General features: G+C 67.2%; 14 protein-coding genes. 9 read left to right on the forward strand and 5 right to left on the reverse strand.

Features of this window, described 5'->3' with window-relative positions; genetic code table 11:
• Positions 1–17: 17 nt before the first annotated feature.
• Positions 18–2,090: an MMPL family transporter gene (locus tag IEV67_RS04500; RefSeq protein WP_188435342.1), complete on the forward strand. Its 2,073-nt coding sequence runs from the start codon at positions 18–20 to the stop codon at positions 2,088–2,090.
• Here IEV67_RS04500 and IEV67_RS04505 read toward each other — a convergent pair.
• Positions 2,062–3,186 (reverse strand): carboxylate-amine ligase, encoded by a 1,125-nt coding sequence (locus tag IEV67_RS04505; RefSeq protein ID WP_188435343.1) that lies wholly within the window; start codon positions 3,184–3,186, stop codon positions 2,062–2,064. The two genes, IEV67_RS04500 and IEV67_RS04505, sit on opposite strands and share 29 nt — an antisense overlap.
• Before the next feature lie 38 nt (positions 3,187–3,224).
• Positions 3,225–3,398, reverse strand: a complete 174-nt coding sequence (locus tag IEV67_RS04510) for a CsbD family protein (protein ID WP_188435344.1) — start codon at positions 3,396–3,398, stop codon at positions 3,225–3,227.
• A 761-nt stretch (positions 3,399–4,159) separates the two neighbouring features.
• Here IEV67_RS04510 and IEV67_RS04515 point away from each other — a divergent pair.
• On the forward strand, positions 4,160–4,366 hold the full coding sequence (locus IEV67_RS04515; RefSeq protein WP_033105552.1) for a cold-shock protein: 207 nt from the start codon (positions 4,160–4,162) through the stop codon (positions 4,364–4,366).
• Positions 4,367–4,465: 99 nt separating this feature from the next.
• On the opposite strand, the gene IEV67_RS04520 is transcribed toward IEV67_RS04515, so the two are convergent.
• Genes IEV67_RS04520 through IEV67_RS04530 form a run of 3 tightly spaced genes read right to left on the reverse strand, consistent with a single transcriptional unit; the run spans position 4,466 to position 7,099 of the window.
• Positions 4,466–5,134: an HAD hydrolase-like protein gene (locus tag IEV67_RS04520; RefSeq protein WP_188435345.1), complete on the reverse strand. Its 669-nt coding sequence runs from the start codon at positions 5,132–5,134 to the stop codon at positions 4,466–4,468.
• A 30-nt stretch (positions 5,135–5,164) separates the two neighbouring features.
• Complete coding sequence (nucS, locus tag IEV67_RS04525; RefSeq protein ID WP_188435346.1) at positions 5,165–5,860, reverse strand: endonuclease NucS; 696 nt, start codon at positions 5,858–5,860, stop codon at positions 5,165–5,167.
• 9 nt (positions 5,861–5,869) lie between these two features.
• Positions 5,870–7,099 carry an MFS transporter gene (locus IEV67_RS04530; RefSeq protein WP_188435347.1) on the reverse strand — a complete coding sequence of 410 codons (1,230 nt, stop codon included), beginning with the start codon at positions 7,097–7,099 and terminating at the stop codon, positions 5,870–5,872.
• 56 nt (positions 7,100–7,155) lie between these two features.
• On the opposite strand from IEV67_RS04530, the gene IEV67_RS04535 reads away from it, so the two are divergent.
• The 7 genes from IEV67_RS04535 (at position 7,156) to mnhG (ending at position 14,648) form a co-directional block, all read left to right on the forward strand.
• Positions 7,156–8,232: a LacI family DNA-binding transcriptional regulator gene (locus tag IEV67_RS04535; RefSeq protein WP_188435348.1), complete on the forward strand. Its 1,077-nt coding sequence runs from the start codon at positions 7,156–7,158 to the stop codon at positions 8,230–8,232.
• 118 nt (positions 8,233–8,350) lie between these two features.
• The gene (locus IEV67_RS04540) at positions 8,351–11,296 is read left to right on the forward strand and encodes a Na+/H+ antiporter subunit A (RefSeq protein ID WP_188435349.1); all 2,946 of its coding nucleotides are present in this window, start codon (positions 8,351–8,353) and stop codon (positions 11,294–11,296) included.
• Positions 11,296–11,877, forward strand: a complete 582-nt coding sequence (locus IEV67_RS04545; protein WP_188435350.1) for a Na(+)/H(+) antiporter subunit C — start codon at positions 11,296–11,298, stop codon at positions 11,875–11,877. Before IEV67_RS04540 ends, IEV67_RS04545 begins: the two co-directional genes overlap by 1 nt.
• Positions 11,874–13,427 carry a Na+/H+ antiporter subunit D gene (locus IEV67_RS04550; protein WP_188435351.1) on the forward strand — a complete coding sequence of 518 codons (1,554 nt, stop codon included), beginning with the start codon at positions 11,874–11,876 and terminating at the stop codon, positions 13,425–13,427. The genes IEV67_RS04545 and IEV67_RS04550 overlap by 4 nt, the downstream gene beginning before the upstream one ends.
• Positions 13,424–13,996, forward strand: a complete 573-nt coding sequence (locus IEV67_RS04555; RefSeq protein ID WP_188435352.1) for a Na+/H+ antiporter subunit E — start codon at positions 13,424–13,426, stop codon at positions 13,994–13,996. The genes IEV67_RS04550 and IEV67_RS04555 overlap by 4 nt, the downstream gene beginning before the upstream one ends.
• Before the next feature lie 8 nt (positions 13,997–14,004).
• Entirely contained in the window at positions 14,005–14,262 is a 258-nt protein-coding gene (locus tag IEV67_RS04560) for an MrpF/PhaF family protein (protein ID WP_373284448.1), read from the forward strand.
• Positions 14,259–14,648, forward strand: coding sequence for a monovalent cation/H(+) antiporter subunit G (gene mnhG, locus IEV67_RS04565; RefSeq protein WP_188435354.1), 390 nt, complete (start codon positions 14,259–14,261; stop codon positions 14,646–14,648). Before IEV67_RS04560 ends, mnhG begins: the two co-directional genes overlap by 4 nt.
• The last annotated feature ends 41 nt before the right edge of the window (positions 14,649–14,689 follow it).

Here is a 14,689-nt window from a genome sequence, read left to right on the forward strand (position 1 = left end):
GCTGATGGGCTGGAAGCATGACAGCTACTCGCGCGCGCCTACCCGACCGGCTCACGTCCCGGCGGGGCGCCTGGATCTCCCTCGGCATCGTGCTCCTCACCTTCGTGGCCCTGCTCGGTCTCTTCAGCCGTATCGACGGCCCGACCGGAAACGAGACGGCGCCGCCGGACTCCGAGTCGTCGCAGGTGAGCGCATTGCTGGACGAGTTCCCGAACGCGGATGAGCAGTCGGTGCTCGTGGTCGCGTCTCGAGCGGATGCCGCAGACCTCTCCCCCGCGGACGTCGCCGCGCTGGAGGACATCGTGCCGGCGCTCGACGCGCACACCGGTCTGGAGTCCTCGGGACCGACCGTGAGCGATGACGGCGCGGCCGCGGTCATCGTCGCGCCGATCACCGTCGGCGCCGACAATGCCGAAACCGCCGAGATCATCAAGGACCTGCGCGCCGAGGTCGCGGGTCACGCGCCGACCGGACTGACGCTGCTGGTCACCGGAGGACCGGCATTCGGCGCCGACGTCACGAGCGCCTTCGACGGTGCCGACTTCACGCTGCTGCTCGTCACGATCCTCATCGTCGCGGTGCTGCTGATCGTCACCTACCGCTCCCCCATCCTCTGGCTGCTCCCGCTGGTGATCGTCGCGTTCGCCGACCAGCTCGCCGGCAAGGTCACCGGCGCCGTCGGCAACCTGCTCGACCTGCAGTTCGACTCCGGGATCATCAGTGTGCTGGTCTTCGGCGCCGGCACGAACTACGCGCTGCTGCTCATCTCCCGCTACCGCGAGGAGCTGCTGGTCGACGACGATCACCGCACGGCGCTCAGCGCCGCCTGGCGCAAGACCATGCCGGCGATCCTGGCGTCGAACATCACCGTGGTGCTGGCCCTGCTCACCCTGGCGCTCGCCGTCATCCCCGGCACCCGCGGCCTCGGCATCTCTTCCGCCGTCGGCCTGCTGATCGCGCTCGCCGCCGTGCTCTTCGCGCTCCCTCCCCTCCTGGCGGTGTGCGGACGCAGGGTGTTCTGGCCGTTCGTGCCGAAGCCCGGTGCGAATGCCGAACAGGGGAAGGTGTGGAAGGGCATCGCCACTTCGGTGATGCGCCGCCCGTGGCTGAGCCTCGGTGCCGGTGTGCTTGTGCTGGCGGTGATGGGTGCAGGCCTCGTGGGGACGACCGTGGGACTGAACCAGGTCGAGAAGTTCCGCGTGCAGTCCGAGTCCGCGGCCGGTCTCGAGGTGCTCGGCGATCATTTCCCGCCCGGGGAGTCCCAGCCGATCTTCATCGTCGCGAACACGGCAGAGGCCGAGAGCGTGCTCGACAGTGTGGACGAGGTCGACGGCGTGGTCCGTGCGCACCCGATCGGTGAGACGACCGATGGTGAGTTCACGAAGATCATGGTGACGGGCGAGTACGCACCAGGGACACCCGAGAGCCTCGACCTCGTCACCGAACTGCGCGAGATCGTCCACGACGTGCCGGGAGCGGATGCCGCCGTCGGCGGTGCCGTGGCGACGGATCTGGATGCCAGGGCAGGAAACCAGCAGGATCTGCTGCTCATCGCTCCGCTCGTGCTCGCCGTCAGCTTCATCGTGCTGCTCGTGCTGCTGCGCTCGCTGGTCGCGCCGGTGGTACTGCTTCTGATCAACGTCGGCAGCGCCGCAGCGGCGATCGGCGCAGGGTCGTGGCTGAGCCGGATGCTGTTCGATCAGCATGCGCTCGATCTGCAGGTGCCTCTGCTGGCATTCCTCTTCCTCGTCGCGCTGGGTATCGACTACACGATCTTCCTCGTGCACCGCGCCCGTGCGGAGGCCGAGCATCACGGCACCCGCGAGGGGATGGTGCGGGCGGTCTCGCACACCGGTGCCGTCATCACCAGCGCCGGGATCGTGCTCGCGGCGGTGTTCGCGGCGCTCGGCGTGCTGCCGCTGGTGACTCTCGGTCAGCTCGGACTGATCGTCGGGGTCGGCGTGATCGTCGACACGCTGGTGGTGCGCACCGTCATCGTTCCGGCGGTGTTCGGGGTGCTCGGTGATCGGATCTGGTGGCCGCGGCGTGCGCCGGCTGATCTCACGCAGCCGCCGGCTGCGGGGCGCTGACGAGTGCGCGGAGCCCGGCGACGCCGGAATCACGATATGCGGCGCGCTGGCGCTCTGCGCCGTTCCCCTCGCGGAGGATGCGTGCGAGGTGCTCGTCCACGAATGCCCGGTCGTCGCTCAGTTCGAGTGCGGGTGCGACGGTTCCCCGCAGCGACTCGATCGCCTGGCGGGCGGAGAGCGGCTCGCCGGTCGCCGGATGCGCAAGCGTCGCATCCATCCCCCACCTCGCCGCCGACCACAGCGAGGTCTGAACGGCATCCGTGTCGTGCACGTGGCTGTCGGGTGGCGCTGTGTCGGCCAGCGCTGTGACGACCAGTGCTCTGCAGAGCGTGGCGAGCAGGAGCGTGTCGTCTGCCGAGAGCTGGGCGTCGAAGACCCGCAGTTCGAGAGTCGGATAGCGCGCGGACACACGGGCCGCCCACGCCACGGATGCCGCATCCGGAATGATGTGCGCACGGATCAGCCGATCCACGGTGGCGTGATAGTGATCCGCGTCGACGAACTGCGGCGGCGCCCCGAACAGGGGCAGACGGCGCATGATGATGCTTCGCCAACTGTCATGACCGGTGTCACAGCCGTCTGCGAAGGGCGAGTTCGCCGACAGCGCGAGCAGCACCGGCAGCCATGGGCGAACCGCGTTCAGCGCACGGACCCTCGCCTCGGCATCCGGAACCTCGACATGCACATGCAGGCCGTTGACGTGATGGGTGTCGCTGATGCGCCCGAGCCAGTGCGCGATCTCGCCGTACCGGTCGGAGGCGTTCACGGTGCCTGTCGGGCCGACGCCGAACGGTGTGCCAGTGCCGACCGCCACCGCGCCGTTGCTGCGCGCGAAGTCGGTAAGCGCCGAGCGGCACGACCGCAACTGCTTCTCCGCCTCGGCGACCGTCTGCACGGGCGAAGTGGCGAATTCGACCTGCGAGGTGAGGAACTCCTTCTTCACAGCGCCTGTGCACTTCTCCGGCCGGGTGCTGCCGGGCGGAAACGTGCCCGTGCCACCGGTCAGCGCGTCGATCGCGGCGCTGCCAAGCGGCACGGGCACAAGCGTCTCCTCATCGAGGAGGGCGAACTCCTCTTCTATACCGAAACGCGTCATGTCCGTGCTCCGGAAGGAGGAAAGCCGGAAGATCCGCCTCAGTGCTCGAAGGCGTCCTTCGCCTTGTCTCCGGCCTTCTTCAGATCGGCCTTCGCCTGCTCGGCCTTGCCCTCGGCTTCGAGCTTCTCGTTGTCCGTGGCCTTGCCGGCGCCCTCCTTGAAGTGACCGGCGATGTCCTCGGCGGTGTGCTTCGCCTTGTCTCCAATGCCCATTGATCCATTCCTTTCGTCGGGGATCGGGTGATCCGTGAGATCGACTCTCACACCGCCGCGGTGATTCGACGACGGGGTTGACGGGCGCGGCGACGACGGTTAGGGGTGACGGCTAGGGGTGAGTGCGCGGTGCGGCAGCGGGAGCGGCATCCAGCGGTTTCGCGACGATATCCCGCGGTTCGAGCGGGATGAGATGCCGGAGGTGACCTCCGTGCTGTGCATCCCATCCCGTCCCGAAACCTGCGATCCACGTGGGATCATTTCCCCGAACCTTCAGTGGCCTCGTCCTGGATCCTTATGGACGAGGTCGCTCATCCTCCCCTAATGTGAAGGAGCATGCGCACGGGGGTGATCGTCGCCGTTTTCCCCAGAATCCGGATTTCCCCAAAGCCCGACGATCCGCGCATGCGGTGGGCCCTCTCGAGTAGGTCAGTCCCCAAATGTTCTATCCGCGGGAGCCACTATCGAGTCATCATCCCACGATTTTTCAGATTTGTCCCCCAAATGGGGGACAAGATTAGTGGTTTGGGGTTAGGGTGTTTTGTGACGCACCCTCCGGTCGTCTTTGGCCCTCACCGCTCCCCCCGCGGTGAGGGCCGCACTATTTTCGCCGTCCTTCGCCCTGCGCGCAGCCGACATGACGCTCGTGCAACATTTGGGTTACCTTCTGCTTCGGGCTATTCCGCTCCGGCGCTGCACAGATATTGTGGGCATCGTCGGGGCACCCTGCGTCGGCACACATTTCAGCAGAACGGCAGTACATGAGTACCCAAGGCACGGTCAAGTGGTTCAACTCGGAGAAGGGCTTCGGCTTCATCTCCCCCGATGACGGCGGCGCTGACGTCTTCGCGCACTACTCCGCCATTGAAGCAAGCGGCTACCGCTCACTCGACGAGAACCAGCGCGTCGAGTTCGAGGTTGCACAGGGCCCCAAGGGCCTGCAGGCCGAAAACATCCGCCCCATCTGAGGCCGATACACACGACGCTCTCCGTCCGGGCGCACGTCAACAGCGCGCTCCCGGCGGGGAGCGCCGTGCGCTGTGGCGCCGTGCGCTTTCTCGCGTGCCCTATGCGAGCAGCAGCGCTCTGAGCGCATTGGCGTCCGCCGCGCGAGACACAGCGCCGTCGCCCTCCGAGGTTTCGCCGAAACCCCACTCGGCGAAGATGACCGGCACTCCGTGCTCGGCCGCGCCTTCCACATCGTGGTGGCGATCGCCGACGAGTACCGGGTTCGAGGTGTCGACACCCGCCGCCTGCAATCGCTCCAGTGCCCAGCCGACCACATCCGACTTGCTGTCGCTGCGCCCGATCGTGCCACTGCGCGCGCCGGAGACGGCGGCGAACAGGCCGAGCAGATCATTGTGCTCAAGGATCGCGGTGACCTGGTTCTCGGGCTTCGTGCTCGCGGTCGCCTGGGGGATGCCTGCGGCGGCGACCGCGCGGATGACATCGGGGATGCCGTCGTAGATGTCGACGGACGCGGCATAGCCGTCGCGGGCGGCGAGTGCGCGGTAGCGCGCGAGGGCATCCTCGGCCTGGGTCGCGCTCAGGCCCGCGAGGCTCTGGAACGACTCGTACATCGGCGGGCCGACCCACCGCGGCAGTGAAGCAGGGTCAGGGGCGGGCTGACCGAACGACGCGAGCACTTCCATGAGGCGGGGGAAGATGCCGGGCGTCGCGTCGGCGATGGTGCCGTCGACGTCCCAGAGCACGCAGGAGTAAGGGGAGTGAGGCATTCCTCAAGCCTATGGGCGCTCGCCCGCGCGTCAGAACAGCCGCGGTACTCCGGACTCGATGCCCTTCATGTCGTCGTAGTCGAGAACGAGGCAGCGGATGCCGCGATCCTCGGCGAGCACGCGTGCCTGGGGCTTGATCTCCTGGGCGGCGAACACGCCCTGCACCGGTGCGAGGTGCGGGTCGCGGCCGAGGAGTTCGAGGTAACGGGTGAGCTGCTCGACGCCGTCGATGTCGCCGCGACGCTTGATCTCCACCGCGATGGCGATGCCATCAGCATCGCGCACCATCAGATCGACGGGGCCGATCGCCGTCGGGTACTCGCGACGAACGAGGGTCGCGCCCTCGCTGATGCGCTCCACCTGCTCGGCGAGCAGGCGCTGCAGGTCGGCCTCGACGCCGTCCTTCTGCAGACCGGGATCGATGCCGAGCTCGTGCGCGGAGTCGTGCAGCACCTCATAGATCTGCACGCGCAGTGCGTCGCCGGTCTTCTTGTGCGTGACGCGCCACACGTCGATCACTCCGGCGCCGGCCTCTTCCTCACCCGGAATCTCTGTGACGAGGGTGCACGGCGGGCTCATCCAGTTCAGCGGTTTGTAGCTGCCGCCGTCGGAGTGCACGAGCAGACTGCCGTCCCCCTTGTGCACGAGAAGACGCGTGGCGAGGGGAAGGTGGGCATTGAGCCGGCCGGAGTAGTCCACGGCGCAGCGGGCGATGACGAGACGCACCCGTCGAGCCTACTTCGTCGTCGACTCGGCGTTCGCATTCTTGAGCGGTCGGGCGGCGCCGGACGCGAATCCGGATGCCGCGACCAGCGCGACGAGGATGAACAGCGTGTTCAGCAGGCCGATGTGCTCGCTGATCAACCCGAGGATCGGCGGGCCGCCGAGGAACGCGACGTACCCGATCGTGGCTGCCGCGCTGACGCGCGCGGCAGCCTTGGCCGGGTCGTCGGCTGCGGCCGACATGCCGAGCGGGAATCCGAGTGATGCGCCGACGCCCCACAATGCCGCGCCGACGAAGACGAGAGGGAGGGTGGGAGCGAGGATGAACAGCAGGATGCCGCCGGTGGCCGCCACCGCGAGGATGCGCAGCACCAGTACGCGGCCGAACCGGTCGACGAGCGGCCCGCCGAAGATGCGCACCGTCGTCATCGCCACCGAGAACACCGTCAGCGCTGCAGCGCCCATGGCCGCACCGGCGCCGTGGTCCTCGCTCACGCCGAGTGCCAGCCAGTCGTTGGCCCCGCCCTCGGCGAAGGCCATCCCGAGCATCACGACGCCGAGGGCGTAGGTGCGCGGTTCGCGCCATGCGGACAATGCCACGTGCATGCGCTCGCGCCAGTGCGGCTTCTCGCCGGACTCGGCAGGATCGAGAGTCGCGTCACGGTTCGGCACGTTCGCGATGCATACGAACGCCGCGACGAAGATCAGTGCGGCGACCACTGTCGCGTGGAATGCGACCGTGAGGTGCGTGGTGGCGGCGAACCAGCCGAGGCCGGCTCCTATGACGGTGCCGAAACTGAAGAACGCATGGAACAGCGGCAGGATCGTCTTGCCTGCCTCCTGCTCGATGGCGGTCGCCTCGACGTTCATCATGACGTCGAGGCATCCGTTGCCGTAGCCGAACAGCGCGAGGCCGATGATGACCACGGGGAAAGACGCGAACACCGTTGTGCCGACACCGATCAGAACGAGACCGATCGCGAGGGTGATCATCAGCGACAGCATCCCTCGACGCGCACCGGTGCGCGCCATCACTGCCGGGCTCGTGGAGATGCCGAGGATCGACGCGATGCCCATGCCGAGCAGCAGCAGACCGATCTGCGCGTTGTCGATGCCGAGGGCGATCTTGATGTCGGGCACGCGCGACGCCCAGGTCGCGATCGAGACGCCGCTGGCGAGGAAGATCGCGAAGATCGCGTTGCGCCAGCGCACGTACTGCGAACGGGTGAGGGCGGAGTCCATGGACAGAGCGTATCGAATCGATTCGATTTTCGGAAATGTCGGGTTATCCTCGGACCATGACGCCGTCCTCTGCCCCGTCCTCTGCGCCACGTCGCGCGACGCTCGCAGACGTCGCGCGCGCGGCCGGCGTTTCGACGTCAACGGCATCGGTTGTCTTCAGCGGCCGCACCAGGGTCTCGGACGCGACGCGCGAGCGCGTGCTGGCCGCGGCGGCCGATCTCGGGTACGCGGGTCCCGACCCCCGAGCGGCATCGCTTCGGCTCGGCCGAAGCGGCATCGTCGCCGTGGTTCTCGAGGGTCATCTGCGGGCTGCATTCCTCGACCCTGTGACGATTCCGATGATGGACGGACTCACCGACGGTGTCGCCTCGCTCGGTGCGGGAGTGCTGCTGCTGCGCGACGAGCCGGGGGAGGGCGAGGTCTCCGCGCTGGCGACGGCACCGGTCGACGCGGTCGTGCTGATCGGATGCTCCGGACGAACCCGCGCGTCACTGGAGATCGTGCGGAGCCGAGGCCTGCCGGTCGTCGTGATCGAGGGGGACGCGGGGGAGGGGATCCCGCAGATCACGCTCGACAATCGTGAGGCCGCGGCCGAGATCGCCAGGCACATCCAGGGTCTCGGACACGAGCGCGTCGCCGCCGTGACGCTGCCGTTGGACAGCGATCGCATCCGCGGTCGGATCATGGACGATCGACTGAGACGCGCAACGATCGACGTCACCATCGAGCGACTGGCCGGTGCGCGGGATGTCTACCCAGACCTGCCCGCGGTATCGGCCGGTAGCAGCTCGATCGACGACGGCGTGATCGCCGGACGCGCGCTGCTCAGCGATCCCGCCACCCGCCCCACGGCGATCCTCGCGCAGAGCGATCTTCTCGCCGCCGGCGTGATCCGGGCGGCTGAGGACCTCGGTCTTCGCGTACCGGATGATCTCAGTGTCGCCGGCTTCGACGGCATCCGAGTCGACGGCATCGGACCGCACATGCTCACGACCATGGTGCAGCCGGCCGTCGAGAAGGGCAGAGCGGCGGGGGAGCAGGTCGCCCGGATGCTGCGCGGCGAGGCGGCGCAATCGCTGCATCTCACCTGCCGTTTCCGCGCCGGAACGACGACCGCTGCCCCCGCGATCTGATCGCAGAGGCGAGATCCGACTGCACTTGCAGAATCTCAGGACGGTATGAACCGGTAAACTCGAAGAAACCCCGCCCGCCTGTGCCGTAAGGCCTCGACGAGCCATTGAGGAGCCGCTTATGCTGTTGCTCCTTGCCGTGTTCCTTCTCGGGGCTCTTCTTCTCCCTGCGTTGGTACGTTGGCTCGGGGCGCGGGCATTCGCGATCGGCGCTCTCATTCCCGCCGCGGCATTCGTCCAGGCGCTCGTGATGACGCCCCAGGTGCTCGACACCGGTTCGGCGCCGTTCGAGAGCGTGGAGTGGATCCCTCAGCTCGGCCTGAACCTGTCGATGCGCATGGATGTGCTGGGCTGGGTGCTGACTCTCATCGTCACCGGTGTCGGCGCCCTGGTGCTGCTCTACTGCCGCTGGTACTTCCACGACGAGGCGGGTGAGCTCGGCCAGTTCGCCGGTGTTCTGCTCGGCTTCGCCGGTGCGATGTACGGGCTCGTGCTCACCGATGACCTCGTGATGCTCGTGATGTTCTGGGAAGTCACCAGCATCCTGTCGTACCTGCTCATCGGCCACTACCGCCGTCGTGCGGTAAGTCGTCGTGCCGCGCTGCAGGCACTGCTGGTCACCACGCTCGGCGGGCTCGTGATGTTCGTCGGCGTCGTGCTGCTGGTCGTCGACACCGGCACGTCGAGCATCACCGAGATGCTCGAGCTCGCCCCCACCGGGCCGGTCGTGAACGCCGCCGTGGTGATGCTGCTGATCGGGGCCCTGAGCAAGTCGGCGATCTTCCCGTTCCACTTCTGGCTCCCTGGCGCGATGGCGGCTCCGACGCCGGTCAGCGCATACCTGCACGCCGCCGCCATGGTCAAGGCCGGCATCTACCTCATCGCGAGGTTCGCTCCGATCTTCGCGCTGTCCGAGCCGTGGCGTCCGATCGTGATCTCGTTCGGTGTCTTCACGATGCTGCTCGGTGGAATCCAGGCTCTGCGCGAGACCGACCTGAAGCGCATCCTCGCATTCGGCACCGTCAGCCAGCTCGGATTCTTCACCGTCATGGTCGGCTACGGCACGCAGGCGACGGCGCTCGCGGGGCTGGCGCTCGTGGTCGGGCACGCGCTGTTCAAGTCGGCACTGTTCCTGATCGTCGGCATCATCGACCGTCAGCTCTCCACTCGTGACATCGATGAACTGTCCGGGGTGGGCAGACAGGCTCCCGCCATGGCGACGATCGCGTTCATCTCCGTCGCGTCGATGGCGGGCATCGCTCCCACGATCGGTTTCGTGGCGAAGGAATCGGCGCTCACCGGGCTGCTCGACGATGCGCTGGGCGGCTCGACATGGGCGCTCGTCGCCCTGATCGGTGTCGTCCTCGGATCCATGCTCACTGCGGCATATGGGGTCCGATTCCTGTGGGGGGCGTTCTGGAAGAAGCGCGACGAGCGCGGCGAGCGGATGCCGGATACGGAATGGCCAGATCCTCCGGTCGGATTCCTCTCGGCCCCGATGATCCTGGGCGGAGCGACCATCGCACTCGGGATCGGCGCTCCGGCACTCGACACCGCACTGCACGGCTACGCGGTGACAGCCGTACCAGGCCTGGATGCTGACGGTGTGGCGGTCGAGGGTCCAGGACACCTCGCACTGTGGCACGGATTCGAACCGGCGCTGGGCATCTCGGTGCTCACGGTCGTGCTGGGCTTCGGCCTCTTCCTGCTCAGCAGGCGCACGGGGTGGGACCGCAAGGCGCGAATGCTGAAGTTCACAGCCGCAGATGTGTACTTCGTGGTGATGCGCGGCGTCGACCGGCTCTCGGTCATCACCACGACACTCACGCAGCGCGGTTCGCTTCCCGTCTACGTCGGCACGATCTTCATCGTCTTCGTCGCCGCGGAGACCACGGCACTGCTCGCCAGCGACGTCGATCAACTGAACCTGTCGGCGTGGCACACCCCGACCCAGATCGCCGTCGCGCCGATCATGGCGATCGCCGCCGTCGTCGCGGTGCAGGCGCGTAAGCGCTACACCGGCGTGGTGCTCGTCTCGGTCACCGGCCTCGGCATGGTCGCGCTGTTCGCGACGAGCGGCGCCCCCGACCTCGCTCTCACCCAGATCCTCGTGGAGACCGTCACGATGGTCACTTTCGCCCTCGTGCTGCGACGCCTGCCGTCGCGCATGGGCGAGCACAACGCCTCGGTCTCCCGCATCCCGCGTGCAGTGCTGGCGATCGGCGTCGGCGTCACGATGGCCTTCATCGCCGTGGTCGCGACGCAGGCGCGCATCGCCGACCCGATCTCGATCTCGTTCCCCGAACTCGCATACGAACTGGGCCACGGGAAGAACGTCGTCAATGTGGCGCTCGTCGATCTGCGCGGCTGGGACACGATGGGGGAGCTCTCCGTGCTCGTGCTGGCTGCCACCGGCGTGGCATCCCTCGTGTTCGTCACCCACCGCGCCGACATGCTGTCGCAGCGTCCGTCGCTGCCCAAGCGCATCAGGCGCAAGGCCCGGATCGCTCCGCTCGTCGAGACGACCGACGGCATCCGCTTCCAGACGCTCGAGAACCGCAGCAGCCCTCGGGCCTGGCTCATCGGCGGCCAGCAGATGAAGCCCGAGAACCGATCGATCCTGCTCGAGGTGATCGTCCGCATCCTGTTCCACACCATCATCGTCGTGTCGATCTACCTGCTGTTCGCCGGACACAACGGGCCGGGCGGCGGATTCGCCGGCGGACTCGTCGCCGGCATGGCCCTCGTCATGCGCTACATCGCGGGCGGACGCTGGGAGCTCGGCGCGGCAGCGCCGACGGATGCCGGTCGCCTGCTGGGCGCCGGGCTCATCCTCGCCGTCGGCACCGCAGTGGTTCCGCTGTTCTTCAACCTCGCGCCGTTGACGAGCACGTTCTGGGAGTGGGAGATCCCCGGCCTCGGCCACATGGAGTTCGTCACCTCGACGATCTTCGACGTCGGCGTCTACCTCGTCGTCATCGGCCTCGTGCTCGACGTGCTGCGCAGTCTCGGCGCCGAGGTCGACCGGCAGGCCCAGGAGATCCGTACTCGGGGGGTGAGCGCCTGATGGATGTCTCACTCACCCTCATCATCGTGATGGCGGTGCTCTTCGCCTGCGGCGTCTACGCGATGCTCGAGCGCAGCCTCACCCGCGTTCTCATCGGATTCCTGCTGCTGGGCAACGCCACGAACCTGCTGCTGCTCATCGTCATGGGAGTGCCCGGAAATGCGCCGTTCTTCGGCACAGAGGGCGACATGAGTGATCCGCTCCCGCAGGCGCTCACGCTCACGGCCATCGTGATCACATTTGCCGTCTCCGCCTTCCTGCTCGCTCTGATCTACCGCTCCTGGCAGCTCGGACAGGCCGACACGGTGGAGGACGACGAAGCCGACCTCGCCCTGCGTGCCCGCACCGACGAGGACGAAGACGTCATGGACGACGAGGACGACGTCGCTGAAGAAGAAGCCACCACCGACTTCGTCGACGTGCGCACCTCGCCGATCACCGTGCTGCACATGCGCGATCACGCCTCGATCCAGGATGACGCCCCGATGGACCGGCCGTGGGTGTCGCGCGAAGAACCGCGCGAGGACGCGCCCAGCGATGCGCCCGAGGCATCATCCGACGATGAGGGGGATCGCACATGAGCGCGCTCGTCCCCCTGCTCGTCGCCCTTCCGCTTCTCGGCGCCGCGATCACCCTGGTGTTCGGTCGCAGTCCTCGCCTGCAGGTGTTCGTCACCGTCGCCGCGCTCGCCGCGGTGGCCGTGATCGCCGCCGTGCTGCTCATCGCGGTCGACGGAGGGTCCCCTCTGGCCGTGTCGGTGGGCGGCTGGCCCGTGCCGTTCGGCATCGTGCTCTACGTCGACAGGCTCGCCGCCCTGCTCGTGCTGATCTCCAGCATCGTGCTGCTCGCGGTGCTGCTCTTCTCGATCGGCCAGGGCGCAGCAGACGGCTCGGACGAGACTCCCATCTCGATCTTCAATCCGTCGTACCTGATCCTCGCGGCCGGCATCTTCAACGCCTTCATCGCTGGCGACCTGTTCAACCTGTACGTCGGGTTCGAGATCCTGCTGGTGGCGTCGTACGTGCTGATCACGCTCGGCAGCACTGAGTCACGCATCCGTACCGGCGCGGTCTACATCGTCGTCTCGCTCGTCTCGTCGATCATCTTCCTCGCCTCGATCGCGATGATCTACGGCGCTCTCGGCACCGTCAACATGGCGCAGATCGCCGAGCGGATGACCGAACTGCCGCAGGAGACGCAGCTCGTGCTGCATCTGATGCTCGTGGTCGCGTTCGGCATCAAAGCGGCCATCTTCCCCGTGTCGTTCTGGCTGCCGGACTCCTATCCGACAGCGCCGGCGCCGGTCACTGCGGTGTTCGCCGGATTGCTGACCAAGGTCGGCGTCTACGCGCTGATCCGCACCGAGACGCAGCTGTTCGCCGAGAACAGCATCGACACGCTGTTGCTGATCGTCGCGCTCGCGACCATGATCATCGGCGTGCTCGGCGCGGTGGCGCAGGCGGAGCTGAAGAGGATCCTCTCGTTCACGCTGGTCAGCCACGTGGGCTACATGATCTTCGGATTGGCCATCGCGACCCCGGCGGCGATCGGTGCGACGGTCTACTACATCGTCCACCACATCGTCGTGCAGACGACCCTGTTCCTCGCCGTCGGACTCATAGAGCGCAGAGCCGGCAGCACGTCGATACTCAGGGTCAAGGGGCTGCTGAAAGCGGCGCCGCTGCTCGCCGTGCTCTACTTCGTGCCGGCCATCAACCTCGGCGGCCTGCCGCCGTTCTCCGGGTTCATCGGCAAGTTCGCGCTCTTCGAGGCCGCGGCATCCGTCGGCACTCCGATCATGCTGGTGCTGATCTTCGGCGGCATCCTCACCTCACTGCTCACCCTCTACGCGCTGATGCGCGCCTGGAACCTGTCGTTCTGGCGTGAGGAAGAGGACTCGGCCGAGACCGATGGCCGCATCGAGTACCTCGGCAACGCGCCCGCCGCGGACGAGCAGCAGGAGCGCCGCCACATCCCGCGGATCATGACGCTCGCGACCGGGGGCATGGTCGGCGTGACGCTGCTGCTGACGATCTTCGCCGGTCCCCTCTATGCACTGTGCGATCGCATCGGCGACGCGCTGCTTCAGCCCGTGAGCCTCGTACAGCTGGAAGAGGAGGTGGGACCGTGACTCCTGAGAAGCAGCGCCATCGGCTGCATGACGTCTGGCTGCAGCTTCCGTTCCTCGCCTGGCTCATCGTGCTCTGGATGCTGCTGTGGAACCAGTTCACGCTGCTCTCGTTCGTCACGGGGCTCGTCGTCGCCGTCTTCGTCACGCGCGTGTTCCGTCTGCCGACCATCGAACTCTCGGGGCGCGTCAACTTCTGGTACGGCGCGCTGTTCGTGGTGCAGTTCCTGTTCGCCATCCTTCGCGGTGCGATCGCCGTGTCGATCCAGGTGTTCGACTTCCGCCGTCAGCCCGGTGCGGCGATCATCGCGGTGCCGCTGAGATACGCCGACGACCTGATCATGACGCACGTCTCGGTCACGTCGTCGCTGATCCCCGGTTCGCTGGTGGTGGAGACGGATCGCGATCGCCGCGTTCTCTACCTGCACATCATCGGCGTGCGCACACGAGCCGACGCGGATGCGCAGCGCGACGGCATCCTGCGCTGGGAGAAGCGGATCGTGCGGGCGCTGGGCAGTCCAGCGCAGTATCGTGCCCTGAAAGCCGACGAGCGCGCGGGAGGTGGCCGGTGAACGTTCTGATGATCATCATCGTGGCGGTGTTCAGCATCGCGGCGATCCTGACGATGTTCCGGATCATCCGCGGCCCGTCGATCCTCGACCGCGCCGTGGCATCCGACGTGCTCCTCACCGAGGTCATGTGCGTGCTGGGTGCGGAGATGGCGATCAACGGACACACCCGCAGCATCCCGGTGCTGCTCATCATCGCGGCGGTGGGGGTCTTCGGATCGATCTCGGTCGCCCGCTACGTGGCGAGAAGGGACAACACGACATCATGAACGTGTTCGACTTCGAGATCCCGGATGCCGTCATCAATGTGACGGTGCTGGTGCTGATCCTGCTCGGCGCTGTGCTGTGCCTTTCGGCCGCGGTCGGGCTGCTGCACTTCCGAGACGTGCCTTCCCGCCTGCACGCGGCGACCAAGCCGCAGGTGCTTGGGGTGATCCTGATCTGCCTGGCCGTCGCGCTCGCTCAGCGATCCGTCGGCGGCATCCTGCTCGGGCTCGCGCTCGTCGCACCCATCGTGCTGATGCAGTTCGCGACCGCACCCCTGTCCGCGCACATGGTGGGTCGTCAGGCCTACCGAAACGGAACGACGGAGGAGCGCCGGCTCGTCGTCGATGAGCTCGCCGAGTCGAAACAGACCCCGCCGGGGGCCGGGTAGGTCTCTTGCGGGCCCGGCAGTATCGTGGGCCGGAACGCGGA

The sequence above is a fragment of the Microbacterium murale genome (assembly GCF_014635185.1).
GTDB lineage: Bacteria > Actinomycetota > Actinomycetes > Actinomycetales > Microbacteriaceae > Microbacterium > Microbacterium murale.